General features: G+C 51.2%; 23 protein-coding genes. 18 read left to right on the top strand and 5 right to left on the bottom strand.

Translation table 11 applies throughout. The annotated features are described in order from the left end of the window. The first annotated feature begins 153 nt into the window (after positions 1-153). From dhaK to CKV68_RS01105, 6 genes are all read left to right on the top strand, one after another. Positions 154-1,155 (top strand): dihydroxyacetone kinase subunit DhaK, encoded by a 1,002-nt coding sequence (gene dhaK, locus CKV68_RS01130; protein WP_095075438.1) that lies wholly within the window; start codon positions 154-156, stop codon positions 1,153-1,155. A 2-nt stretch (positions 1,156-1,157) separates the two neighbouring features. Next, positions 1,158-1,805: a dihydroxyacetone kinase subunit DhaL gene (dhaL, locus tag CKV68_RS01125; protein ID WP_013911495.1), complete on the top strand. Its 648-nt coding sequence runs from the start codon at positions 1,158-1,160 to the stop codon at positions 1,803-1,805. After that, complete coding sequence (gene dhaM, locus CKV68_RS01120) at positions 1,802-2,479, top strand: dihydroxyacetone kinase phosphoryl donor subunit DhaM (protein WP_038618469.1); 678 nt, start codon at positions 1,802-1,804, stop codon at positions 2,477-2,479. Before dhaL ends, dhaM begins: the two co-directional genes overlap by 4 nt. A gap of 116 nt (positions 2,480-2,595) precedes the next feature. Next, complete coding sequence (locus CKV68_RS01115) at positions 2,596-3,132, top strand: YbhB/YbcL family Raf kinase inhibitor-like protein (RefSeq protein WP_013911493.1); 537 nt, start codon at positions 2,596-2,598, stop codon at positions 3,130-3,132. 133 nt (positions 3,133-3,265) lie between these two features. Then, entirely contained in the window at positions 3,266-3,520 is a 255-nt protein-coding gene (locus CKV68_RS11465; RefSeq protein ID WP_231910445.1) for a hypothetical protein, read from the top strand. Between the two features lie 203 nt (positions 3,521-3,723). Then, a complete protein-coding gene (locus CKV68_RS01105) occupies positions 3,724-3,957 on the top strand; it encodes a hypothetical protein (RefSeq protein WP_013911491.1) in 234 nt (77 codons plus the stop codon). Positions 3,958-3,979: 22 nt separating this feature from the next. Here the strand turns inward: CKV68_RS01105 and CKV68_RS01100 are convergent, their stop codons facing one another. From CKV68_RS01100 to CKV68_RS01090, 3 genes are all read right to left on the bottom strand, one after another. Then, complete coding sequence (locus CKV68_RS01100) at positions 3,980-5,092, bottom strand: quinone-dependent dihydroorotate dehydrogenase (RefSeq protein WP_014525766.1); 1,113 nt, start codon at positions 5,090-5,092, stop codon at positions 3,980-3,982. 41 nt (positions 5,093-5,133) lie between these two features. Next, positions 5,134-6,174: a hypothetical protein gene (locus CKV68_RS01095; protein ID WP_014525765.1), complete on the bottom strand. Its 1,041-nt coding sequence runs from the start codon at positions 6,172-6,174 to the stop codon at positions 5,134-5,136. Positions 6,175-6,280: 106 nt separating this feature from the next. Then, positions 6,281-7,183 carry an aldo/keto reductase gene (locus CKV68_RS01090; RefSeq protein ID WP_013911488.1) on the bottom strand — a complete coding sequence of 301 codons (903 nt, stop codon included), beginning with the start codon at positions 7,181-7,183 and terminating at the stop codon, positions 6,281-6,283. Positions 7,184-7,210: 27 nt separating this feature from the next. Here CKV68_RS01090 and CKV68_RS01085 point away from each other — a divergent pair, with 27 nt between their 5' ends. From CKV68_RS01085 to CKV68_RS01040, 10 genes are all read left to right on the top strand, one after another. Then, positions 7,211-8,098 (top strand): undecaprenyl-diphosphate phosphatase, encoded by an 888-nt coding sequence (locus CKV68_RS01085; RefSeq protein WP_014525764.1) that lies wholly within the window; start codon positions 7,211-7,213, stop codon positions 8,096-8,098. A gap of 114 nt (positions 8,099-8,212) precedes the next feature. Further along, the gene (mshC, locus tag CKV68_RS01080; protein WP_095076210.1) at positions 8,213-9,472 is read left to right on the top strand and encodes a cysteine--1-D-myo-inosityl 2-amino-2-deoxy-alpha-D-glucopyranoside ligase; all 1,260 of its coding nucleotides are present in this window, start codon (positions 8,213-8,215) and stop codon (positions 9,470-9,472) included. A 64-nt stretch (positions 9,473-9,536) separates the two neighbouring features. Further along, positions 9,537-9,977: a hypothetical protein gene (locus tag CKV68_RS01075; protein WP_095075437.1), complete on the top strand. Its 441-nt coding sequence runs from the start codon at positions 9,537-9,539 to the stop codon at positions 9,975-9,977. 102 nt (positions 9,978-10,079) lie between these two features. Further along, entirely contained in the window at positions 10,080-13,679 is a 3,600-nt protein-coding gene (gene metH / locus CKV68_RS01070; protein WP_095075436.1) for a methionine synthase, read from the top strand. Between the two features lie 88 nt (positions 13,680-13,767). Then, positions 13,768-14,451 carry an HAD family hydrolase gene (locus CKV68_RS01065; protein ID WP_013911483.1) on the top strand — a complete coding sequence of 228 codons (684 nt, stop codon included), beginning with the start codon at positions 13,768-13,770 and terminating at the stop codon, positions 14,449-14,451. Positions 14,452-14,479: 28 nt separating this feature from the next. Further along, complete coding sequence (locus CKV68_RS01060; RefSeq protein ID WP_013911482.1) at positions 14,480-14,743, top strand: phosphoribosyl-ATP diphosphatase; 264 nt, start codon at positions 14,480-14,482, stop codon at positions 14,741-14,743. A 15-nt stretch (positions 14,744-14,758) separates the two neighbouring features. Further along, positions 14,759-15,604 carry an ATP phosphoribosyltransferase gene (hisG, locus tag CKV68_RS01055; RefSeq protein WP_095075435.1) on the top strand — a complete coding sequence of 282 codons (846 nt, stop codon included), beginning with the start codon at positions 14,759-14,761 and terminating at the stop codon, positions 15,602-15,604. 432 nt (positions 15,605-16,036) lie between these two features. Beyond that, a complete protein-coding gene (locus CKV68_RS01050) occupies positions 16,037-17,344 on the top strand; it encodes an anaerobic C4-dicarboxylate transporter (RefSeq protein WP_013911480.1) in 1,308 nt (435 codons plus the stop codon). 403 nt (positions 17,345-17,747) lie between these two features. Further along, positions 17,748-19,178: an aspartate ammonia-lyase gene (gene aspA / locus CKV68_RS01045; protein ID WP_013911479.1), complete on the top strand. Its 1,431-nt coding sequence runs from the start codon at positions 17,748-17,750 to the stop codon at positions 19,176-19,178. 124 nt (positions 19,179-19,302) lie between these two features. Continuing rightward, positions 19,303-20,952 carry a formate--tetrahydrofolate ligase gene (locus CKV68_RS01040; RefSeq protein ID WP_013911478.1) on the top strand — a complete coding sequence of 550 codons (1,650 nt, stop codon included), beginning with the start codon at positions 19,303-19,305 and terminating at the stop codon, positions 20,950-20,952. Positions 20,953-21,008: 56 nt separating this feature from the next. Here the strand turns inward: CKV68_RS01040 and CKV68_RS01035 are convergent, their stop codons facing one another. Beyond that, the gene (locus CKV68_RS01035) at positions 21,009-21,278 is read right to left on the bottom strand and encodes a HigA family addiction module antitoxin (RefSeq protein ID WP_014525756.1); all 270 of its coding nucleotides are present in this window, start codon (positions 21,276-21,278) and stop codon (positions 21,009-21,011) included. A gap of 231 nt (positions 21,279-21,509) precedes the next feature. Further along, positions 21,510-22,400, bottom strand: a complete 891-nt coding sequence (locus tag CKV68_RS01030) for a RecB family exonuclease (RefSeq protein ID WP_095075434.1) — start codon at positions 22,398-22,400, stop codon at positions 21,510-21,512. 154 nt (positions 22,401-22,554) lie between these two features. Between CKV68_RS01030 and CKV68_RS01025 the strand changes: the two genes are divergently transcribed. Continuing rightward, positions 22,555-23,874 (top strand): M18 family aminopeptidase, encoded by a 1,320-nt coding sequence (locus tag CKV68_RS01025; protein WP_167376979.1) that lies wholly within the window; start codon positions 22,555-22,557, stop codon positions 23,872-23,874. Positions 23,875-23,880: 6 nt separating this feature from the next. Then, positions 23,881-24,717, top strand: a complete 837-nt coding sequence (locus tag CKV68_RS01020; RefSeq protein WP_095075432.1) for a tRNA (adenine-N1)-methyltransferase — start codon at positions 23,881-23,883, stop codon at positions 24,715-24,717. The last annotated feature ends 118 nt before the right edge of the window (positions 24,718-24,835 follow it).

Below are 24,835 nucleotides of genomic sequence, written 5' to 3'. Positions count from 1 at the left end.
TCCCGCGATTTAGATCACAACACAACGAGATTAAAAATCCGTACAGTCGAACACATAAAACCATTGCATTGGCAATATATGCATTGGTGCTGTCGCTTGCGTGAGGGCCTGTGAGCGATGTGATCAGCTTTTTATCTGCGAAAGGTTGGGTCTATGAAAAAGCTTGTTAATGATCCTCGAAAGGTTGTCCAAGAAACCATCGATGGATTTGCTGCCGCTCACAAGGACATAGTTTCGGCACACAGCGATCCCTTATACATCACGCGTGCGCAGCTAAAACAAGAGGGGAAAGTAGCTCTTATATCTGGTGGCGGCTCCGGCCATGAGCCACTGCATGCCGGTTTTGTCGGAGAAGGAATGCTCGATGCTGCGATACCGGGACCGGTCTTTACTTCTCCAACGCCAGATCCCATCGTGGAAGCCACAAAGGCAGTTCACCGTGGGGCGGGTGTGGTGTACATCGTTAAAAATTACACAGGCGACGTTTTGAATTTTGATACGGCCGCGGAACTTGCAGAGTTCGACGATATAGAGGTTGTTCAGGTAATCGTGGACGACGATGTAGCCGTTGAGGATTCTCTTTATACTGCAGGACGTCGTGGGGTGGCCGGTACTATGTTGGTGGAAAAGCTTGCTGGAGCAGCAGCTGAACGTGGGGATTCGCTGGAAGAAGTCGCTGCTGTGGCTAAAAAAGCAGTAGAAAATGTTGCTTCCATGGGGGTTGCGCTATCGGCTTGCACGGTACCTCACGTAGGAAAACCATCGTTTGATCTTGAGGAAAACGAGATTGAAATCGGGGTTGGCATTCATGGGGAACCGGGGCGACGAAAAGTTCCGATGAGCAATGCTGATGCAATCACTGATCAGCTTATAGATCCCATCATCCACGATCTTCAGCTCACCCAGGGGCAACGCGTCATTGTGGTGGTCAACGGCATGGGAGGAACTCCTTCATCAGAACTCTATGTTGTCTACAGGCGAGTCCAGGAGCGCCTGGATGAGGCTGGGATCGTTGTGGAGCGTGCGCTTGTTGGCAACTACGTGACAAGCCTTGACATGCAAGGAGCATCGGTCACCTTGATGAGGGTTGATGAGGAAGCATTAAAGCTTTTCGACGCTCCCGTCAATACCGTTGCTTACCGTAAAGGAATATAACCATGCATTTTCTTACTGTTGATTGGGCTAGCGATTGGATTAACCGATGCGCCATCTCTGCAAAAGAACACCGCGACGAGTTGATAGAGCTTGATCGTGCTATTGGCGATGCGGATCATGGAGAAAATGTCGATCGCGGGTTTAGCGCTGTCCTGGAAAAACTAGATGGTCAAGATGTGACTACGCCTTCTGAGGTGCTCAAAATCACCGCTGCTACGTTGATCTCCACCGTCGGCGGAGCTTCAGGGCCATTGCTGGGAACCGCTTTTCTGAGAGCCTCGAAAGCGATTAAAGGAAAAGAGAAGCTAGATGCTGAAGCTGTAGCAGGCCTTATCGAGGGCGCTTTGGAAGGCGTCACAGCTCGCGGTAAAGCCGCCGTAGGGGAAAAGACCATGGTTGACGCATGGAGCCCCGCTGCCAGCGCCGCAAGAGACGCAGTGAATGGTGGAGCCACAGCTACTGAGGTGCTTATTCGTGCAGCTGAATCTGCTGAACAAGGGGCTGAATCGACTATCCCCATGATCGCTACCAAGGGCCGAGCCTCCTACCTGGGAGAACGATCTGCAGGGCACAAAGACCCCGGCGCGACATCTTCCGCATTATTCCTCAGGGCCGCGGCAGATGCTGCAAAGGAGTCGGTAGCTTCATGAGCACACAAAAAGTGGGGCTTGTCCTTGTCTCCCATTCGGCCTCCTTAGCTGCAGGGCTGTGTGAACTTGCCCAGCAAATGGCTGCTGACGTAGCCATTGTTCCGGCAGGTGGGCGCGACGATGGTGGAATAGGTACTTCCTATGACCTGGTGGAAAGCTCAGTCGATGGACTTTTACATAAGGGACTTGAGGTCCTTATTCTCACTGACTTGGGTTCGGCAACGATGACGGTAGAGACCCTACTGGACTTTTACGATGATCAGCCCGTGGCTTTTGTTAACGTCCCCTTTGTAGAAGGCACAGTTGCCGCTGCGACTGCGGCGCAACAGGGTGATTCTTTGGATGAAGTCATCAAGGCTGCCTCCTCTGCGGTTTCCTTGTTTGCATCAGAGCCCGTTGCTTCTGTTAAAGAGCCAATACCATCGGGAGAATATGGACGTCAGGTTACCGTCGTTGATGCAGCCGGTTTGCATGCTCGTCCTGCTTCTATCATCTCTGAAATCGCGTCAGAAGCTGAAGGGAATATACACGTGAACGGGGCAGATGCTGCATCATCTTTGCTGCTTATGTCTCTTGGTATCCGCCAGGGTGAAACTGTTACGGTTTCGGGTGCGCCCGCGGATCGCGCGTTTATCGATGCTATTGCAGAAGCCATAGAGCGGGGATTGGATTAAAACATTCACGCTTATTGACGCCGCTGGGGTCAGCTCAGGTGTGCGAGGGTTCTCTAAACTATAAATAGAGACAGCTTTCATAGCCGTGAGACAAATGTTCAGGTAAAAATGACCACATGAGTACCTATGTAGATTCCCGTTTCCCTGGCCCTGACCCCTATGCTCCTTTGAAAGATCTTCCGTCTTTTCCTCTGAGTTCCACGTCCTTTGGAGAAGGGGAAAAGATCCCGGAGATTCATTTGGCGGAAGAAGGACTGTCGCCACAGTTCTCATGGTCAGATTTGCCTGAAGGTACAAAATCTCTGGCTATTACGTGTTTTGATCCTGATGCCCCAACCGCTTCAGGTTTTTGGCATTGGGCTGTCTTTAATATTCCAGTTACTGTTAGCGAGCTCGCTCAGGGTGCAGGAGACGAAGTCCTTGGGAGTATTGAAAACGTAATAACGCTCAAGGGTGACTCAGGTATTCGTGGCTATTATGGGCCAAACCCTCCCGCAGGTCACGGCCCACACCGTTATCTTTTTGCGGTGCATGCAGTAGACGTAGAGACCCTTGATGTTTCAGCCGATGCAACGCCGACTGTTCTGGGCTTTAACCTGTATTTCCATTCAATTGCTCGAGCGGTGTACTGGGGCTGGTACGAAAATGTCTAAGGCCTCAGCACATCAGCCCACAAATCCTAGTATTCCGATAGGACTACGGGTTGGAGGTGCTTTCGTAGCCATTGCGTTTGTCTTATTTATCTTCACGTTCGTTCAAGTAGCGACCGTAGGGTGGATGGAACCTGTGGCAGTAACCGCCCGTTTTCTTTTAATCGTTATCGCTGCAGGAGTATTTGGCGGATTTGCCACGATCCGGAAGGACCAGGCTGCATCGCGGCTACAAGTAGGGGCGCTTATCGTGGCGTTGGTGCTTGTGGTAGTCGGTCGCTTTTTAAGCCCCGAACCGATAGTCGTGTGGGAGCAGTATTGGTTACCTATTTATGGGTCCTTAGCACTTGTGTGTGGACTTATAGTTAGGCAATCTGCCATAAAGCAGTAAGCTTTCGTCTCTTAGCCCTGTTATAGATACAAACTCCATCAATCTGGGGGAGGAAAAGTGAAAGATTAGTTTCTTTTTCTCTTCCTCCATGGCAAAACACTGCGTCAGTATTAATGCTTAGTTATCATTCAATTAATAGGCAGGATAACGTCGTGTTTTACTGTCATGTACCATTGCCACGGACAACGCGAAGGGTCAGACTGATGCGAGGGCGGACAATCGCAGGAATCCTCTGCGAAATTGTGAGTGGAATTATGTTTGTTGGTGCGTGGTGGTTCAAGAAAGCTACTGCTCACGACTTCACTGAGAATAACGGCCCTATGGTGTTGTGCATAGGGGCGTTATTTTTTGCAGTATCCGGTGCTGTGCTCTTGATCGCGGGGCGTTTAAGAAAACGCCGCCGTCTAGGAATGATTACTACTGTTGATTATGAATAACTCGCCGGTTGGTAAGTATTCTTTAGTCAAGAGTCCATGGAAGCTCTGAACCTACGGCTTCAGCAATATTGCTTAGTCCATGAGCACGCAATTGCGCAGCTATCCCAAGATGTATATCCCGGATCCAATCAGGGCCACCGTAAATAAGTCCCGTATAACCTTGCAATAAGGTTGCGCCTGCGGCAATTCTTTCCCAAGCTTGCTGGGGAGTCGATATTCCACCAACACCGATAAGGACTAGGTCTTTTCCAACTCGGGCGTAGAGCTGTCGAAGCACGTCCAATGAACGTTCTGCCAGAGGTGCGCCAGAAATACCACCTGCGCCCATATCTTCAACAGTGCGCGTTGGGGTGACCAGCCCCTCTCTAGAGATGGTGGTGTTCGTTGCTACGATTCCGTCCAGCCCTAGTTCAACAGCAAGGTCTGCAACGGCATCGATATCATCGGCACCTAGATCCGGGGCAATTTTAACTAGTACAGGGGTAGACGTTGTTTCCTGCACGGCTTTTAAAATAGGGCGCAGTGAATCAACCGCCTGTAGGTCTCTTAGTCCTGGTGTGTTGGGAGATGACACATTGACCACAAGGTAGTCTGCGAGATCGCCAAGTAAGGCGGCTGATCTGCGGTAATCGTCTATCGCTTTTTCCGCCGGCACCACTTTAGTTTTGCCAATATTAATGCCGATAACGTCTTCAGAAGTACGGCGGCGTAGATTTCCAGCTACCTGAGCCGCACCCGCGTTGTTAAAACCCATGCGGTTGAGGATGGCTTTGTCTGCGGGTAGACGGAAAAGACGCGGCGTAGGGTTTCCAGGCTGAGGCGATGCAGTCACAGTTCCCAACTCTGCGTATCCAAATCCCACAGCAGCCCATGCATCGGGGGCATCTCCGTCTTTGTCAAAGCCCGCAGCAAGACCTAATGGGCGGGGAAACACGGTGCCAAAGACTTCCTGCGACAATATTGGATCGTCAACGGCCACAATTTTTCCCAGAGCCGTGTTGATAGGGCCGGCAACCTGCAGAACGTTCATTCCCTTGCTGATGATGCCATGGATACGCTCAGGGGACATCGTAAACATTCCTTTGAGCGCGAGGTTGTACATCTTCGTACGGAGTGGATGCTGAGGGATCGACATGGATCAAATGAGCTTTCTTTTGGTCAAGAGGGGATGAAAACTTAGGGTTTAATTATTTGGAGACCGTCACCGGTAGCAGAACCTGCAATCACGGTGGCGTCGTCAAGCACCACCATCGAATGCACGTCCGCAACGGAGGAATAATGGCGCTTCGGCTCTGCAGTTCCGCTTGAAATGCTATACGCAGTTAGCTTGTTATCAGAGGTCGTGCTCACCCACGCCTGTTGATTCTTTTTATCCCAAGCTACCGCCCATGGGCTTACTCCTACGGGAGAGGACTGATGAAGTCTGATCACTTCTTCTGCGCCATACACCATCAGCTGGCCGCCAATAGTGTCGGACGCTAAGAGAATTGATTGTTCAGCGGGAGCAATCTGTCCGACCCCGCGTCCGACACGCAACAGAGCACCACTTTTACCTTCTGACCAGTGAATATCCTGAATGATGGTATGTTCATTGTTGACGCGAGCCACGGCATCAGGCTGACCATCCACAGGTATAGCAACAATCTGGTTGGTGATGAATTCTGTCTTGATGCTCTGGGGGGCTTTATCGCTGCGATACACTTTCAAACTCGCTGTATCTGAGTCGCCCGCGATGATCTCTCCGCTTGTCGTTTTAGCCGCGACTGTTGCGGGCTCTTGAGTGGCCACATCATGAGTATCAGGAGTCCGAGCATGGACAACATGCACTCCATCGGGGCATGGGAGGATAAATTCCTGGGCAGTTGCAGTGAGCGCACCGCAGGCTTCTTGTACATCAATCTTTGTTTGGGTTCCCTCATAAAAAGCTTTGGTAGGCCCCACGTGAAGCACAGTTTTTTCTCTCACAGCAAGGATATCCCCAGCCTTTTGCATCCCTAGGATGGATGCAAAAGGAATAACCTGTCCTGACGGCGAGGAAGAAGCCGGTGACTTTTGTGCCGTCGCATTTCCTTGTACCCCGGAATCTTGTGGATTAGGACCATTTTCTTTCGTACAAGCAACAAGGCTTAAAGATAGTGCGAGCAGCCCCGCGATCGCAGTTCTTTGGACTCCCGACGTGCTCTGTGCGTTTCTCACACAGAATGACCCTACCAGCATGTAGCTCCTGATAACGCCATATGACCCCGCATCTTTGCCCCTGTTTTGTGCTTGAGTGAGAAAAGCGCATATTCAGCCAGGTACGAGGACAGGTACGATGACTCGATTAGAGGGTTACATCGTCAAAAGCCTTGGAGATTGTACGAGGAATGGTTACGTCCGCGCTCGTAATGAGTTCTCGGCAATGATGCGTTGTGCGAGGAGTCGCAATCATAGCGCTAATACCCGGTTGACTAAGGACCCACGAGGCTGCCGTGATAGCCGTGGAGATACCTAGCCCCTCAGCGGCAGTCTTTAAAGCTTCGACTACGGCGTGGCTTTCGGGGATTAAGCCATGCACATCTGCATAGACCTCGGGAGAAGCAGCGCGTGAGGTACCAGGAATATTCCTGCGGTACTGACCGCTGAGTACTCCCTGAGCTAAAGGTGCGCCGGCTATAACTCCAACACCCAAATATTGAGCAGCAGGCAGTAGGTCAGTCTCAATAGAACGCTGCAATAAGTTATAAGGAGCCTGCGCAGAAATGATATCGCGGTGACGTGTTACAGCAAGCTGCCAACCGTTGTAGCCACGCACGCCCGCATAACGCACTTTACCCACTTGGATCATATGCGCAAGGGTGTCGGCGACTTCATCTGGTGGGGTATGCGGATCCCAATAGCCCACATTCCATAGATCTATATAATCCGTGTTTAAGCGCTGCAAGGTGGTGTCCAATTGGTGCAATAGATTACGTCGTGAGCAATCTACTCGTTGTCCAAAAGGCGCCGCAGGATTTACGCCGCTGCTTACAGAGACAACAAACTCATGGCGGTCGGTGACGAGCTGACGCGCAATGATGTCAACAGCGCTGGGGGAGACGTCGATAAGCGTCCCACCTGCGTTGCGGAAAACTTTGAGTATCTCCGTAGCCTCCGATTCGGGAGTGCTACGTCCCCATGTTGTTGTACCGAGCCCTAAAGTAGACACTCTTAACCCGCTTGAACCGACTGTTGCTTCTCTCACCATCTCCACAGTAGAGTACGGTGATTCTTTGTGACTGAATCGATCATCCTTGCCGACAGCGTGTCGACGGTTTCTGCAGCTTCTGCAGATCAAATATCTTGGGCGCAAACCATTGTTTTATCGATTGTGCAGGGGCTTACTGAGTTCTTGCCGATCAGCTCTTCTGGCCATCTGCGAATTATCTCCCAACTTTTTTGGGGGGAGGATGCTGGGGCAAGCTTTACAGCAGTAGTCCAACTCGGAACAGAACTTGCAGTGCTGGTGTACTTTGCTAAGGACATTGCAAAGATTGTCGCTGGTTGGTTCCGAGGCTTATTCAATAAGGATGCACGCGGTTTTGACTACCGCATGGGGTGGATGGTGATCGTAGGAACTCTTCCCGTGGTCATCATTGGTGTTTTGGCTAAAGATCTCATCCGTGACGCATTTCGTAATCTGTGGATCACAGCAACGGTGCTCATTCTCTTTTCATTCGTCTTCATCGCTGCCGAAAAATTCGGATCGAAGAAACGTAACTTTGAAGAATTGACGATGAAAGACGCCATAATCATGGGCCTTGCGCAGTGTCTCGCATTGATTCCAGGAGTCTCCCGCTCTGGTGGAACGGTCTCTGCTGGTCTCTTTGTAGGGCTCGACCGCGAGGTTGCTACGCGCTTTAGCTTCTTGTTGGCAATTCCTGCGGTATTGGGTTCCGGGCTGTTTTCGCTTCCCGACGCCTTTGCCCCTGATGCCGGCCAAGCCGCATCGGGAATGCAGCTACTGGTGGGAACGGGCATTGCTTTTGTGCTGGGGTATGCATCCATCGCGTGGCTGCTTAAGTTCGTGGGTAACCACTCATTTAGCTGGTTCGCGGTGTACCGTATCCCCGTTGGATTGCTAGTCATGGGACTGCTTGCTACTGGAGTTCTTGCTGCTTAAACAGCATTGAAAGATCACGTGCCTGCTCGCAACAGGCACGTTTTCTACGTTAAGGAGTGCTCTGGGCCGCATTGAGTTCGGTCAAGAGCAGTGATAGCGGTTATTCTGGTTGCCATGAAATCATGGCCCGCACCAAAAATCCCAGCTGTACCGGGAGAAAAAGTAGCGCTTTCCCTGTACGACACAGCTGACCGCGTGATTAAGCCGGTGGACTGCAGTAATGGGGAAGTCGGTGTGTATGTGTGTGGCATTACTCCTTATGACTCCACGCACCTAGGGCATGCAGCGACATACCTCGCGTTTGATCTCATTAACCGGCAGCTTATCGACGCCGGCCACACCGTCCATTTTGTGCAAAATATTACGGATGTGGACGACCCGCTTTTCGAACGTGCGGAACGCGACGGTGTGAGCTGGCAAGAACTGGGCACTGACCAGATAAACCTTTTTCGCTCAGACATGGAAGCCTTATCCGTGGTTCCACCCCGTGACTACGTGGGAGCGATGGAATCAATCGATGAAGTCATCGAGATGGTCCAGACTCTGTTGAACAACGGTTCCGCTTACATCGTTGAGGTCGATCAATACCGCGATATCTATGCCTCGATCTCTGCGACGAACCATTTTGGGTATGAATCTAATTATTCGCGTGCCCTCATGGAGGAATTCTTTGCAGAAAGGGGCGGCGATCCTGAGCGCCCGGGGAAAAAAGATCCCCTCGATGCATTAATCTGGCGATCTGCACGTGAAGGTGAGCCTTCCTGGGAGGCTCCTTTTGGTGCAGGACGTCCTGGATGGCATATCGAGTGCTCTGCGATCGCTACCAATAGGCTTGGGCATCATTTTGCTATCCAGGGCGGAGGTTCCGATCTGATCTTTCCGCATCATGAGTTTTCTGCTGCACACGCGGAAGCAACCCATCATGTGCACAGGATGGCTAACCACTACGTGCATACCGGAATGATCGCCTTGGACGGCACTAAAATGAGCAAGTCTTTAGGCAATCTAGTCTTTGTATCTCAGCTCACAGCCGATGGGCATCATCCTTCTGCTATCCGCCTTGGTCTGTACTCTGGCCACTATCGGGCTCCGCGTGAATGGTCTGATGAGATTCTTTCTGACGCAGAAAAGCGCAGAGAACTATGGATTAATGCCGCAAATGCAGCAACAGATCTGGAAGCGGTCCAAGATCTCGTACACAACATCAGGATCCGCCTGTCCCAAGACCTTGATACCCCGAAGGTGCTTGAGGCCGTAGATACATGGGCAAACACAGTAGGAACAACAGACAAGAACGAATCTTCTCATGGAAGAACTGCAGCCGGCGATCTGGTGGCATGTGCCTTAGACGCTCTTTTAGGCGTGAAAATCTAGTCCTTGCTCCGAACTGCTTTAAACAGCAAAAACAAACATATATCGGCTAAGACGATGAGGAAGAATGACATCTCGATTTCAGTGCGAGGATAGTATTGCTGAATTTATTTCAGATCTCCGTGCTTTTGCCACCGGAAGCTACCTTCAAAAAGACGAATTAGAGTGGTGGGAACCGCCATTTGAGGTAAGCGCAGTATCTGAGATTGATGCGTTTTTTCAAGATTTTGCCCAATCACTTATCCCGATGGCTCGGCATAGTAATAGTCGTTCTAAAGATCAGATTGCATCCCTTGCTCACTTAGACTTTGTGGCGCGGGTCGGTGTGTTGTTTAGCGATATTGATGCAGTCAATCACGCATACGGATATGCCGTCATAGAGACAGAAGAATATGCCGACCTCCAGCACATCATTGAAAAAGCCGCAGAGGACATAGGATTAACCGCCGAAGAAATAGCAGATTTACCCACCTATGAAGAAGCTATCGCGTTGGAAGATGAAGATTAGCTGATTGAGTATGCGATCCGGAGTCTCTTGATGAATATAAAGCATCATCTCGCTATAAAATATTGACTCAGTTCACATAATACGTACTAAGCTGTCTACTCAATGACTACAGCAACTATACCTTTCCGCACAGATTTTCTTGACGCAATGAAAGACCGCGTTCTCATCGGTGATGGAGCCATGGGAACACAGCTACAAGTATTTGACCTCGATGTGGATAAAGACTTCCTTGGTCTGGAAGGTTGCAATGAGATTCTTAATGTTACGCGTCCAGATGTCGTAGCTCGGATCCATCGTTCATATTTTGAAGCTGGCGCTGATCTCGTTGAAACAAATACCTTTGGCTGCAACCTTCCCAACCTTGCCGATTACGGGATCGCAGAGAGGTGCCGTGAGCTTGCTTATGAGGGCGTTCGAATAGCTCGCGCTGTTGCCGACGAACTCGGCCCCGGCCGCGATGGCCTTCGTCGTTTTGTCCTTGGCTCTATGGGGCCCGGAACCAAACTTCCGTCCCTTGGTCATGCGCCTTTTGAAGAGCTGCGCGAGTACTATGCCGAAGCCGCTATAGGGATGGTTGAAGGTGGTGCCGACGCCATTCTGGTTGAAACTGCCCAGGATCTGCTTCAGGTTAAAGCTGCTATTCATGGCTGCCAGCAGGCATTTGAAAAAATAGGGATCAAGATCCCTATTGTGTGTCATGTAACAGTAGAGACCACAGGGACCATGCTTTTAGGTTCCGAAATTGGGGCTGCGCTCACTGCTCTTGAACCACTGGGGATAGACATGATCGGTCTCAACTGTGCGACTGGGCCCGACGAGATGAGTGAGCATCTTCGCTTCCTTTCTCGCAATGCAAGCATTCCGATCTCTGTGATGCCCAATGCAGGCTTGCCTGTGCTCGGCAAAAATGGTGCCGAATATCCACTTTCTGCTCGGGAGTTGGCAGCGGCGCTCAAAGGTTTTGTTAACGATTATGGGCTCAGCATGGTTGGAGGGTGTTGCGGTACCACGCCGTCCCATATCTCAGCGGTTCGGGACGCTATTGTTGGAACGGCTAACGTCCCTGCAGCTCAGCAAGCACAGCGAAACCCAGTGGTGGGGGATGCCGTATCTTCTCTCTACACCAGCGTGAACCTTACTCAAGATACTGGCATCACGATGATCGGAGAACGCACCAACGCGAATGGTTCTAAAGCATTCCGTGAAGCGATGTTGGCAGCGGATTGGGAGACCTGCGTTGATATTGCCAAGCAGCAGACACGCGATGGTGCGCACATGCTCGACCTATGCGTGGACTACGTAGGCCGCGATGGGCGGCAAGATATGGCCCAGCTAGCGTCGTTGCTCTCCACAAGTTCGACGCTGCCGATCATGATTGACTCAACAGAGCCTGGTGTTATTCAAGTCGGTCTTGAGCACTTGGGTGGTCGCTGTGCTGTGAACTCGGTTAACTTTGAAGACGGTGATGGCCCCGACTCCAGGTATCAGCGGATTATGCGCTTGGTTAAGCAACACGGGGCTGCGGTAGTAGCGCTTACGATCGACGAGGAAGGCCAGGCGCGTACAGCTGCTCAAAAGCTTGCCATCGCAGAACGCCTCATTACGGATATAACTCAGACCTGGGGGCTCAAAGAAGATGACATCATCGTCGATTGCCTCACTTTTCCTATTTCTACCGGGCAAGAAGAAACTCGTCGGGATGGTATTGAGACCATTGAGGCGATTCGAGAGCTAAAGAAGCGTTATCCGCGTATCCACACGACGCTAGGGCTCTCTAATATCTCATTTGGCTTGAACCCCGCGGCCCGGCAAGTCCTTAATTCAGTTTTCCTCAACGAATGCATCGGTGTTGGTCTCGATTCGGCTATTGCGCACAGCTCCAAGATTCTGCCGATGAACAAGATAGATGAGGAGCAGCGTCGTGTGGCTCTGGACATGGTTTATGACAGGCGTACCGCGGATTACGATCCTCTGCAAACTTTTATGCAGCTCTTCGAGGGCGTATCCGCCAGCAGTGCAAAGGATGCTCGCGCTGAGGCTTTAGCCGCAATGCCCCTCTTTGAACGTATCGCACAGCGGGTCATTGATGGCGAGAAAACAGGTATTGAGGCCGACCTCGATCAGGCTATGGCAGAAAAAGAGCCGCTGCGGATTATCAATGAAGACCTGCTTGAGGGAATGAAAACTGTGGGAGAGCTTTTCGGCTCTGGGCAGATGCAGCTTCCTTTTGTGCTCCAATCTGCTGAGACGATGAAGCACGCCGTTGCCTATCTTGAGCAGTTTATGGAGGTCGAAGACGACACGGGTGGGAATGGAACGATTGTCATCGCTACGGTGAAAGGAGATGTTCATGACATAGGCAAAAACCTCGTCGACATCATTCTTTCTAACAACGGCTTTAACGTAATCAATATCGGCATCAAGCAGCCTATTTCCAATATTCTAGATGCTGCTAAGGAGCATAATGCCGACGCTATTGGGATGTCGGGCTTGCTGGTCAAATCTACCGTGATCATGAAAGAAAATCTGCAGGAAATGAACGCTGCAGAGGCTTCCCATTTTCCCGTTATCTTAGGTGGTGCTGCGCTGACCCGTGCATACGTGGAAGATGATCTCACCGAGGTATATGACGGCAACGTTTATTACGCCAAAGATGCGTTTGAATCACTTCGCTTGATGCAGGAATTTATGGCACGCATTAGGGGAGAAGGACTCGATCCCAATTCGCCTGACGCAATTAAGGCTGCCCAGAAGAAAGCAGAGCGTAAGGCGCGTAAAGAACGTTCCAAGAACATAGCCGCTGAGCGCAAAGCTAAGGCTGAACCGGTAGTAGTTCCCACCAGGTCTCAAGTATCGGAAACTTCACCTCTTGCCACTCCGCCTTTCTGGGGCACACGGATTGTCAAAGGCCTGAATTTGTCCGAGTACCTGCCGTTACTCGATGAACGCGCCTTGTTCATGGGACGATGGGGGCTTAAAGCTACTCGTGGCGCAGCAGGCCCATCCTATGAAGAGCTCGTGGAGACTGAGGGGCGACCGCGGTTGCGCTACTGGATTGACCGGCTTAAGGCCGAAAAAATCTTGGACCATGCAGCTGTAATCTACGGTTATTTTCCTGCAGTGTCTGAGGGCGATGACGTCATATTGTTGGAGTCACCCGACCCCAGCGCTGCCGAAATCGCTCGTTTTACGTTTCCACGACAGCAACGCAGTAAATTTCTATGCATCGCCGACTTCATTCAGTCACGTACTCGCTGCCTTGAACAAGGAACTGTCGATGTGTTCCCACTTCAGCTCGTAACTATGGGGCAGCCCATCGCCGACTTTGCCAATGAACTTTTCGCGGCAGATAACTATCGCGACTACCTAGAAGTACATGGAGTCGGCGTGCAGCTCACTGAAGCCATGGCAGAGTATTGGCATGCGCGTGTGCGGAGCGAGCTAACGTTGAGCGACGGCTCTTCCGCAGGAGACAAAGATGCAAAAAATCTTCAGCGCTTTTTTGACCTAGATTATCTGGGGGCTCGGTATTCCTTTGGCTACGGTTCTTGTCCCAACCTGGAGGATCGAAAAACTCTGGTTGAGCTGCTGGATGCACAACGCATTGGCGTTGAACTATCCGAGGAACTCCAACTCCATCCAGAGCAATCAACAGATGCATTTGTGCTTTATCATCCGGAGGCGAAGTACTTTAACGTCTAGCTAATAAAACGTCTACGAGGAGGGCGCGCGTAGTAAGAGCGCACAGCTTATCGACGTAACCAGCGCCCTGCCAGCTAGACTAGTGCGCATGCTCGAAGCAATTTTGTGGGATATGGATGGAACCTTAGTCGATTCCGAAGGCATCTGGGCGGAAGCCACGTTTGCTATGAGCGAAGAGATGGGGAAACGACTTACCGCCGATCAACAACGGCAAACCGTAGGCGCAAGTTTTGATTTCACGCTACAGTTGTGCGCGAATAATGCCGGTCTCACACTTGATGCAAATAGTCGAGAGTTCTGGGAAAATCGTCTTTTCTCCCAGGTATCGGATTTATTTGCAACGGAACTAACGCTCAAGCCTGGTCTTTCCAATTTGCTCAGCTCTGCAGGTCACGCTGGGCTTCCTATGGCTATTGCTACCAATACTGTGCGTCGAGTAGCACAGCACTCTATTCGCGCCATCGGCGAATCTTATTTTGACACCACAGTATGCGGGGATGAAGTGGCTAACCCCAAACCGGCACCTGATATCTACTGTGAGGCGGCGCGCCGGTTAAAAGCTCAGCCACATAACTGCATTGCTTTTGAGGATTCCTACAACGGTATGCTTTCTGCGCTTGCAGCAGGATGCATAGTGATCGGTGTACCTGAGCAAGACGGCATGCGCATCCCCCAAGGGGTAACACTTATGACCGACATTCACGGTTCTACTGATTTTTCTGGTGTCACGCTAAACACTATTGAGGGATGGTTCAACAAACTTTCCACGTAGTTAACGGAAAATATGTCACAATTACTGCGTGAAAAACTTCGACTCTTTGTATGCAGAACTCCTTGATCGCGCCCGCACCCGTCCAGAGAATTCTGGAACTGTCCACGCCCTCGATTCGGGAGTGCATACCCTTGGCAAAAAAGTCATTGAGGAAGCCGGAGAAGTATGGCTCGCTGCAGAGTATCAATCCGATGACGAATTAGCAGAAGAAATCTCGCAGCTGCTGTATTGGGCCCAAGTAATCATGGTTAAACGGGGTTTGACTCCCGAAGACGTTTATAAGTTTCTGTGAGACTGGGAGCCAGACATGCTTAAAATAGCCATTCCCAACAAGGGATCACTTTCCGAAGCCGCCGTGGAGATACTTAAAGAGGCCGGTTATGCGGGGCGCGGGGAGTCAAAAACTCTCAATGTTTATGACAAAAATAATGACGTTGAATTCTTTTTTCTCCGGCCAAAGGACATTGCAATCTACGTAGCCGGAGGACAACTCGATTTAGGAATTACTGGCCGTGACCTTGCATTAGATTCTCGCGCAGAGGTCTCAGAAGTCATGCAACTTGGCTTTGGTTATTCCACATTTAGATATGCTGCTCCTGCAGGAGAAGCATGGGAACCACACGACTTAGCAGGGAAGAGGATCGCAACGTCCTATCCCAACCTCGTTCGTGATGATCTTGCGAGCCGAGGCATCGATGCTTCCGTCATACGACTTGACGGAGCCGTTGAGATTTCCATCAAACTTGGTGTAGCCGATGTGATCGCTGACGTGGTTTCTACAGGTCGTACGCTACGCAAGCAGGGGCTTACCACTTTTGGCCAGCCGTTGTGCGAATCTGAGGCTGTGGTTGTGGGCCGAAAAGGCAACGCAATGGATGAAGAACAGCGAATATTCCTGCGAAGAATAGAAGGAATTCTCCACGCGCAGAATTATCTCATGCTCGATTACAACATCGATCGTGACCGGTTGGAAGAGGCGAAGAAAACCACGCCAGGAATCTCAGGCCCCACCGTTTCACCTCTTGCTCGTGATAATTGGGTAGCCGTACGCGCGATGGTGCCACGTGTCCAGGCCAACCACATCATGGATCAACTAGCCTCCCTGGGGGCTCAGGCTATCCTGGCATCAGAAATCCGGATCGCGCGTATTTGACACACACTGGTTTTCTTGGGCTTTCTTATCTGAAGATTGAAAAGAAAGCCCTTATCTTTTTCTTCCCAAAGACTGAACCTAAAAGTGTCCTGCCATAAGAATTTGACCTGAGTCCTGCATAAAATTCAGACGTCTGACATTGTGATCAATCTTTCATACACAGAAAATATTTCTTACTGGATTAAGTTTGACCTTGGCTTTAAGGTGGAGAGGTTTCCCTCCATTTATATCGCTTATGCATGTGGAAGGCGGCTACCTAACAACCTACAGGTTGCTCCTTACTGAGGGGGTAGGGCACGATAATAAAAGTGATTGGAAATGATGGCGTCAGATGACAGTGATCGCGATCATTGACAACCCGGTTTTGTTCTACGGTTTAAACCGCCCGCATCTGCTTCAAGCAGACGTCCTTATTAAAGGCCAGGAGTAAAAGTGGTTTTTGTCCACATCATCATCGTTCTCGCCGCGATTGTTCTCGGCGCGCGCCTCGGTTCTATTGCGATTGGATTCGCAGGCGGCCTTGGCGTTCTTCTCCTAGGAGCAACAGGCGTACCTGTTACTCGTGAAGACATCCCCTTCGACGTCATCGGCATCATCATGGCTGTTATCGCAGCTATTTCTGCAATGCAGCGCGCCGGCGGCATGGATTACCTCGTGCATCTTGCAGAGAGAATGCTTCGGAAAAATCCCAAGCACATCACATATGTGGCTCCGGTAGTCACCTACTTAATGACCCTCTTTGCAGGCACCGGCCATACCGCCTTTTCGACGCTCCCCGTCATCGTCGAGGTCTCCAAAGAATCCGGTGTACGTCCCTCGCGTCCACTGTCGATAGCAGTGCCAGCTTCCCAGATGGCCATTACTGCCTCCCCAATTTCCGCCGCTGTAGTCTTCTTGGCCACTGCGCTTGAACCGCTTGGCGTGGGTTATCTCTCCCTGCTTGCTGTGGTTATTCCTTCAACGTTCTTGGCCATCTTCCCAACCGCTTGGCTTTGTAATCGTCTGGGCAAGAACCTAGAAGATGATCCGGTATATCAGCAGCGTCTAGCCGAAGGTCTTGTTGCTGCACCAGGTCAGAAAGAGAAGTACATCCCGACTAAGGCTGCAAAGCTTTCTGTATGGATTTTCCTTATCGCCATTCTTGCCGTGATGGTGTACGCGACCCTCATTTCCGATCAGGTCGGTCTCATCTCCGATCCTTCGCTTCCTCGCAATGAAGCAATCATGGCCATGATGCTCACTGCGGCGACCATCACTGTCATCCTGTGTAAAATTCCAGCAGGGGATATCCTCAACACGCAGGTATTCCGTTCTGGCATGTCCGCATGCGTGTGCGTACTAGGTGTGGCCTGGCTAGGTACCACTCTTATCAACCACTACATCGATGACATCAAGGGATTCTCCGGCGATATCCTGGAAAGCTCTCCATGGATGCTCGCAGTGGTCCTCTTTGCTGCTGCAGCTCTCCTTTATTCTCAGGCAGCTACGGCAAAGGCCCTTATTCCAGCAGCGCTGGCCATCGGAGTATCGCCGCTGACAGCCGTGGCATCCTTTGCAGCCGTCTCTGCATTGTTCGTTCTTCCCACGTACCCCACGCTCCTTGCAGCTGTGGAGATGGACGACACCGGATCAACGCGAATTGGCAAGGCCGTGTTCAACCATCCATTCCTGATCCCGGGAACCGTGGGCATCGCTATTGCAGTCGCCTTAGGCTTCCTCTTTGGCAGCGTTATTCTTTAACCCCTGCCATTTCGGCTTAGTCACTTAACGGTGGACGTCGAAAAGCTATAAAGGAAAATTCCCTAAGGCCAGTGTGTAACAGAGCACTGGCCTTAGGGAATTTTTATAAAATTAAAGCCATGTGGGCGCAATCTAATCGCCCCATAGAGGGGCAAAGCTCCTTAAACGGGGGTACATAATAGGGGGTAGTTTTAGGGGGTTGATAAGTGGTGAGCAATACCACATTGATTTCCATTAGATTGTCTGTTTGAACAATATCGTTCTGACATGGATAAACGCCTTTAATATCTACCTAATAGCAGGTAGGGGGCATGTTTTTAGCCTGCTTCAAGCAGAAAAATAATGGTTCTGTGACGTACCCTTGGGGAGTCAGAAATAAGCCCTGAACCTAAGAGAGGTATCAATGGCAGAGAGCAAGAACAGCCGCATTGAGGTTGACCTACTCGGTGAAATGGAGGTCCCCAACGACCTCTACTACGGCGTGCATACCCTACGCGCGATCAACAATTATCAGATCTCCGGAAAAACTATCAATGAGATTCCTGAGTTCATCCGAGGAATGGTCCAGGTGAAGAAAGCCACAGCGCTGGCTAATCACCGCGTGCGCGCGCTTCAAGGCGTGAAGAAAGATGCCATTGTATGGGCCTGCGATCAGATCATTGATGAAGGCCGCTGCATGGACCAGTTCCCAATCGACGTCTTCCAAGGCGGCGCTGGTACGTCAGTAAACATGAACACCAACGAGGTTGTGGCCAACCTTGCGCTAGAGCGCTTGGGACACGAAAAAGGCGAGTACAGCGTCATCAATCCTAACGACGACGTCAACATGTCTCAGTCCACAAACGATGCCTATCCGACGGGCTTCCGTCTCGGCGTCTACTACTGCATGCAAACGCTCATCCATAAGCTGGACGAGCTCCGCGCAGCTTTCGACGCTAAAGGCGAGGAATTCTCCGGCATCCTCAAGATGGGCCGTACCCAGCTGCAGGACGCCGTTCCGATGACCCTAGGTGCTGAGTTCCATGCCTTTGCCAATAACCTCGCAGAAGAGCAAGCAGCGCTCAAGACCGCATCCGAGTCCATGCTTGGCGTTAACCTAGGTGCTACCGCTATTGGTACCGCCCTCAATACCCCAGAGGGATTCACCGAGGCTGCGGCTAAGGCGCTAGCAGAGGTAACTGGTCTGGAAATTGTCTCTGCACTCGACCTCATCGAGGCAACGAGCGACACCGGCGATTACGTCCTAGTTCACTCCGCGGTCAAACGCGCTGCTATGAAGATTTCTAAGATCTGTAACGATCTTCGTCTACTATCTTCGGGCCCGCGTGCAGGTATCCATGAGATTAACCTTCCTGAGCGCGCTGCTGGCTCATCCATCATGCCGGCCAAGGTCAACCCAGTTATCCCCGAGGTTGTTAACCAGGTGTGCTTCAAGGTGTTTGGCAACGACGTCACGGTCCTCATGGGTGCGGAAGCTGGGCAGCTGCAGCTTAACGTCATGGAGCCAGTCATTGCTTCGGCCATGTTCGAGTCGATCCAGCTCCTAGGAAATGCAGCGGACACCCTTCGTGAGAAGTGCATCGACGGAATTACCGCTAACCCCGAGGTTTGCCAGGGTTACGTAGATAACTCTATTGGCATCATCACCTACCTGAATACGATCATTGGACACCATAATGGCGACATTATCGGTAAAGAAGCCGCAACCTCTGGTCGTTCAGTTCGTGAGCTCGTTCTTGAGCACAATCTGATGAGTGCTGAGGAACTGGACAAAGTTCTTTCCCCAGAAAACCTCATGAATCCAAAGTTTACTGGTAAACTTTACGATGATTAGTAGCCCCCGACTAAGCATTTAACAATCGCTTAGCCCAGACCCCGCCCCGCGTACCGTGGAGCGGGGTCTTTCGGTTACTCTTGAGCTACGTCACCGACCCTGAAACAGGAGTGTTTACCCGACCATGCCCTCAGACGTCCAGATCGCCCAGGCTCACACTCTGGAGCCCATCGTTGACATTGCAACGCGTGCTGGAATCAGCACAGAAGCTCTCATTCCTTACGGCAAAACAAAAGCCAAAGTTGATATCACTGCAGAAGAACTCCAACCAGATGGCAAGCTCGTGCTAGTAACTGGTATGTCCCCAACCCCTGCAGGAGAAGGTAAATCCACTGTCTTGATCGGCCTCTCCGATGCGATGCGGTTGCGCGGACACAACGCCATTGTTGCTATCCGGGAGCCTTCCCTCGGCCCAGTCATGGGGATCAAAGGTGGTGCTGCTGGAGGTGGATATTCTCAGATCGTGCCCATGGAGGACATTAACCTTCATTTTACGGGTGATTTCCACGCGATTACGTCCGCGAATAACACCCTTGCAGCAATGATCGATAATCATATTCAGCAGGGTAACGAGCTAGGTATCGACGCACGACGTATTACGTGGCAGCGCTGCTTGGACGTTAACGATCGCTCGCTACGCAACGTTGTCACCGGTCTGGGTGGAAAGCCGCATGGCACTCCTACCCAGACCGGTTTTACTATTACAGCCGCAAGCGAAATCATGGCGATTCTATGCTTGTCCACCGACTTATCGGACTTGGAAAAGCGGATCTCTCGTATCGTGATCGGACAGAGCTTTGATGGTAAACCGATCACTGTAAAAGAGCTGAACGCACAGGGCGCAATGACGGCTTTGCTGCGCGATGCGATTAACCCCAACCTCGTTCAAACCCTTGGCGGAACCCCCGCTTTTTGCCATGGCGGGCCTTTTGCCAACATTGCTCACGGCTGTAACTCTCTTATCGCAACCAAGACTGCTTTGCATTATGGTGATGTCGTTCTTACGGAGGCCGGTTTTGGGTCCGATCTTGGTGCAGAAAAGTTCTTTGATATCAAGATGCGAGCAGGAGAGCTCTCGGCTTCAGCTGTAGTCATCGTTGCTACTATCCGATCTTTGAAATATAACGGTGGCGTTGCCAAAGACCAGCTCACTTCAGAGAACCTTGACGCTCTCAAGCAGGGAATAGTCAACCTTGAGCGGCACGTAGAAAACATTAGAAACTTTGGCGTGGAGCCTGTTGTAGCGCTCAACATGTTTACCTCTGATACCGCCGCAGAGCAGAAGTATATGGAAGATTGGGCGGCTGGCTTTGGGGTGCGATTGATTCCGGTGCAGGTCTGGGCTAAGGGAGGGGAAGGGGCTCTTGAGCTCGCCGATGCGGTGGCCGACATGCTGGGACAATCTTCTGAACCGCTCTATGACCCAAGCCAAGGACTGGAGGCTTCTTTAGAGACTATCGCTACAAAAGTCTATGGCGCTAAAGAGGTCATGTTGAGTAAAGAAGCACAGCGAGACCTTGACTATCTCAAGGACAACGGCTGGGATACGCTTCCCGTGTGCATATCAAAAACCCAGTATTCCTTTAGTGATGACCCCGCAGAGCTAGGCCGTCCCGAAGGGCACATACTGCACGTGAGAAGCTTGCTGCCTCGGATTGGTGCTGGGTTCATCCTGGCACTCACTGGTGACGTCATGACGATGCCAGGCTTGCCCAAGCGTCCAGCAGCCGAGAAGATCACCGTAGAAAACGGAAACATCCACGGCTTGTTCTAACTACGGTAAAAAGCCACGGCGTTGTACGCCTCACAGAAAGCAATCAAACGCCGTGGCTAATCGGAGTCACTTTCAGCAGCTTGAGCTAAGTCCCAGTCTTCTTGCCTACGCACCCACAACTCTGGCGATTCATGGAAAAGGTGTCCAAGACCAAAGGCGATCACATCGTTTACTGGAATGTGTCCAGCGATAAAACGATTCGCCATAGTCTCTGTAATGTGCAGTGACTTTGCCAGGTCATAGTGCGAGAGCTTCCGGGGTTTAAGGTAATCCGCATCAAGGATCTCACCTGGGTGCCGAGGCGTTGTATCTCGTTTGCTCAACACTATCAGCTGACCTTTCAGACTATTTCTGGTAAATAAGGGCTGCTTTCCTGTTCCTAGGTTCATCAATAATGCGGAAGGTGGATACCTTTTGCCCACTATTGATCAAAGAGCTTAGAGCCCAAGAAAATGCGAAAACAGCAGTCTTGTTTAGCTTAGGTCGAACTTTGGCATGTCCACTAGCTTGGTTAGGCTGACATATCAACCTTTTGGCTGATACGCACAGACTTACGCTTAAATAGAAGGGCATCCTGGGTATTCAGGTGGCGTACCACCAAAAGCGGGGCAGAGTGACTGATGGGAACACCAGCCGCACAACTTTGACGTCTTAGGGCGGAAAACCCCTGTCGCTGCGTCGCCAAGTATTTTTTGCCATAGGTCGCCAAGATCTCGCTCAAAGTACTCCAGCTCCTCTTTGGAAGGCGTAAGAAACATTGAATCGGTGACTTTGAGATACATCAAACGGAGCTGATCTGGGATTTTTCCGTAAAGCCGCCAATACACCAAGGCGTAGAACCGCATTTGAAAGATAGCTTGTTGGCTAAAACGTGGTATCGGTTTTTTGCCGGTCTTATAATCAACCACCCGGACTTCGCCAGTAGGGGCTATGTCCACACGGTCTATAAAGCCACGTACAGGAACACCGTTAGGCAACTCAGCAGATATATACATCTCACATTCGTGGGCATCAAAGCCCTGAGGGTTTTCCATTTCAAAGTAGCCTCGAAGAAGCGTGCGACATTCCACCAGGAAATCGTGAGTCTTATGCTCTGGAACAAGTTCTTTAAGCTCATCGTCTTCATCGCACATTCTTGCCCACTGTGGCTTCAGACGTTTTACGGCAGCAGGGTAGAGCCGCTGCTCACGAGGCCATGCATGCATCTCTTCCAACACCGCGTGGACCAGAGTCCCTTTAACCTGCGCAACAGTCTTTGGTTCGGGCAACTTATCAATAGCTCGAAAACGATAGAGCAACGGGCATTGTTGATAGTCATTGGCACGCGACGGGGATAACGCTAGGCCTTTTGGGCGTTGAGGCTGTGTCTCACCGACACTCGTACCGTTTACTTCCGGAGTGGTGCCTAGAAAGGATGTCTCGGAAACCGCGTTGTTAGGATTAGTCACAGAACCAGCAATCTTTTGAACGTGAAAAGTACTACTTGCTCCACCACGATAAGCGGAAAACCACATTGAACCAAAAGTGGCGAGGCTTCACCTGTCACGCCGCAAGACAATCAGTATCGCTAAGGTAAAAGCCATGACCAATCAGGAGATAAAGATGGATTCCGGCAGTAATAGCAGCACCACTGACCACCAGGCGGTTGAGACTTTCGCCTGGGATTTTGTCAGCTACATCGCCAATTCTCCGAGTTCTTTCCATGCCGCGCAACAAGGCGCATTAATCCTCAAAGAAGCAGGCTTTGAGGAGGTAGAAGAAACTCAAGAGTGGAACGCCTCACCTGGTGGGCACTATCTTATTCGCGGTGGGGCGCTCATGGCATGGTTTGTGCCGGAAGGTGCTTCTGAAAAATCTGGTTTCCGGATTATCGGCGCCCATACTGACTCGCCTGGTTTTAAGCTCAAATTATCTCCTAATCTTCAGTCAGCAGGCTGGCAACAGGCAGCTATGGAAGTCTACGGCGGCCCGATTCTAGCTTCATGGCTTGACCGTGAGTTGGTTCTCGCGGGAAAGCTAGGGCTTAGCGACGGCACTACAAGGCTCGTAAGCACCCCACCAGTTTTAAGAATCCCCAGCTTGGCGATTCACCTAGACCGGGACGCCAATAAAGCCCTCACACTTGATAAGCAGCGCCATATGCAACCAGTCTTTTCGTGTGGGCATCCGGATCTCAGCATCCTGGATGTACTGGCGCACGCTGCCGATGTACAAGCAGAGGACATTATTTCCCACGACCTCATCACCGCAGATGCCCAGCCGGGCGAAATCTTTGGGGCAACAAACGATTTTTTGGCTAGCGGAAGGCTCGATAATCTTTCCAGCCTTTACCCTGGACTTTGCGCTTTGGTTGAGGCCTCGCAAGACGTAGTGGTCGGCAAAAAAGGGAGCCCAGACATCCTCGTGCTTGCAGCCTTTGACCATGAAGAGGTTGGCAGCGCGACTGTTACTGGAGCTGCAGGCCCAATATTGGAAGACGTGATTTATCGCACCGCAACGGCTCTGGGGGCGGATATTGAGGGCATCCGTCGAATGATTGCTGCATCAACGTGTGTTTCTGCCGACGCTGCGCACTCTATACATCCCAATTATCCGGAGCGTCACGACCCTACCAATTTCCCCGTCCTAGGTTCAGGACCGGCCTTAAAAATTAATGCGAACCAAAGGTACGCCTCTAATACAGAAACGGAAGCTTTATGGATTCAGGCTTGCCAGCGTGCTGGTGTTCCGTCGCAAGTGTTTGTGGGCAATAACGCTGTTCCCTGTGGCTCTACCATAGGACCGATTACGGCAACTCGTCTCGGTATCCCAACCGTAGACGTAGGAGTTCCATTGCTCTCCATGCATTCTGCTCGTGAGCTAGCTAGTATCTCTGATATTCATATGCTAATGCGGGCATTGCATAGCTATCTGGTAGGTTAATCGCTCATGGCAAACTCCGGACCCTTCCAACCTGGTGATCGCGTCCAGCTCACCGACCCCAAGCGCAGGCATGCAACAATCGTTCTTAATGCAGGCGACAAGTACTTCACGCATAAAGGCGCTATCAACCATGATGACATCATCGGGGCGCAAGAGGGAAGTATCGTCAAATCAGAACAAGGATACGAGTATCTTTGCTTCCGTCACCTCATGGTGGATCATGTGCTGTCTATGCCTCGTGGCGCTGCCGTCATCTATCCCAAAGATTCAGCACAAATCCTGGTCGAAGGCGATATTTTCCCAGGAGCGAGAGTACTGGAAGCAGGCGCGGGTTCTGGCGCGTTATCTATGGCACTTCTCCGTGCGGTAGGGGAAAAGGGCACGGTTTTCTCCTATGAAATCCGCGAAGATCACCTGGAGTATGCAGAAAATAATGTCGATGAGTTCTTTGGTGGTCGCCCTGAAACATGGCAACCACGCCTAGGAGACTTTAGCGGTATCACCACAGATGAACTCGGCGGGCCCGTTGACCGCATTATTCTGGATATGCTTGCCCCCTGGGAATGCCTAGAAACAGCCTCAAAGCTTCTTATCCCTGGCGGTGTATTCATGACCTATGTGGCAACAGTGCCACAATTAATGAAGGTCATGGAGGGCATCCGGGAGCAAAAATGCTTTACAGAGCCTCGTGCTTGGGAATCTCTTGTTCGCGATTGGCGCGTTGAGGGACTAGCCACCCGCCCTGAACATCGCATGAACGCACACACTGCTTTCCTTGTATGGACGCGCAGGCTTGCCGACGGCGTGACCCCGCCACGTCCCCAGCGACGTGCCCGAAAATAATTTTGGGTCAGGCTAAGCTAATTGATCTGCATCTCATGGATTGACCATCATAAGTGATGGCATTCAGGGAGGTGCAGTTTCTTTATGTGCGACCGTTTTAGCTGGTAGAGGAGCCTCG

It is taken from the genome of Corynebacterium ulcerans (genome assembly GCF_900187135.1).
In the GTDB taxonomy this organism is placed as follows: domain Bacteria; phylum Actinomycetota; class Actinomycetes; order Mycobacteriales; family Mycobacteriaceae; genus Corynebacterium; species Corynebacterium ulcerans.
This window is presented reverse-complemented; position numbering and strand designations above follow the sequence as displayed.

What these genes read in the sequence shown, in the direction of transcription:
- dhaK (WP_095075438.1), top strand. Translation starts at nt 154, where the DNA reads ATGAAAAAGCTTGTTAATGATCCTCGAAAGGTTGTCCAAGAAACCATC.
- dhaL (WP_013911495.1), top strand. Translation starts at nt 1,158, where the DNA reads ATGCATTTTCTTACTGTTGATTGGGCTAGCGATTGGATTAACCGATGC.
- dhaM (WP_038618469.1), top strand. Translation starts at nt 1,802, where the DNA reads ATGAGCACACAAAAAGTGGGGCTTGTCCTTGTCTCCCATTCGGCCTCC.
- CKV68_RS01115 (WP_013911493.1), top strand. Translation starts at nt 2,596, where the DNA reads ATGAGTACCTATGTAGATTCCCGTTTCCCTGGCCCTGACCCCTATGCT.
- CKV68_RS01105 (WP_013911491.1), top strand. Translation starts at nt 3,724, where the DNA reads ATGCGAGGGCGGACAATCGCAGGAATCCTCTGCGAAATTGTGAGTGGA.
- CKV68_RS01100 (WP_014525766.1), bottom strand. Translation starts at nt 5,092, where the DNA reads ATGTCGATCCCTCAGCATCCACTCCGTACGAAGATGTACAACCTCGCG.
- CKV68_RS01095 (WP_014525765.1), bottom strand. Translation starts at nt 6,174, where the DNA reads ATGCTGGTAGGGTCATTCTGTGTGAGAAACGCACAGAGCACGTCGGGA.
- CKV68_RS01090 (WP_013911488.1), bottom strand. Translation starts at nt 7,183, where the DNA reads ATGGTGAGAGAAGCAACAGTCGGTTCAAGCGGGTTAAGAGTGTCTACT.
- mshC (WP_095076210.1), top strand. Translation starts at nt 8,213, where the DNA reads ATGAAATCATGGCCCGCACCAAAAATCCCAGCTGTACCGGGAGAAAAA.
- CKV68_RS01075 (WP_095075437.1), top strand. Translation starts at nt 9,537, where the DNA reads ATGACATCTCGATTTCAGTGCGAGGATAGTATTGCTGAATTTATTTCA.
- metH (WP_095075436.1), top strand. Translation starts at nt 10,080, where the DNA reads ATGACTACAGCAACTATACCTTTCCGCACAGATTTTCTTGACGCAATG.
- CKV68_RS01065 (WP_013911483.1), top strand. Translation starts at nt 13,768, where the DNA reads ATGCTCGAAGCAATTTTGTGGGATATGGATGGAACCTTAGTCGATTCC.
- hisG (WP_095075435.1), top strand. Translation starts at nt 14,759, where the DNA reads ATGCTTAAAATAGCCATTCCCAACAAGGGATCACTTTCCGAAGCCGCC.
- aspA (WP_013911479.1), top strand. Translation starts at nt 17,748, where the DNA reads ATGGCAGAGAGCAAGAACAGCCGCATTGAGGTTGACCTACTCGGTGAA.
- CKV68_RS01040 (WP_013911478.1), top strand. Translation starts at nt 19,303, where the DNA reads ATGCCCTCAGACGTCCAGATCGCCCAGGCTCACACTCTGGAGCCCATC.
- CKV68_RS01025 (WP_167376979.1), top strand. Translation starts at nt 22,555, where the DNA reads ATGGATTCCGGCAGTAATAGCAGCACCACTGACCACCAGGCGGTTGAG.
- CKV68_RS01020 (WP_095075432.1), top strand. Translation starts at nt 23,881, where the DNA reads ATGGCAAACTCCGGACCCTTCCAACCTGGTGATCGCGTCCAGCTCACC.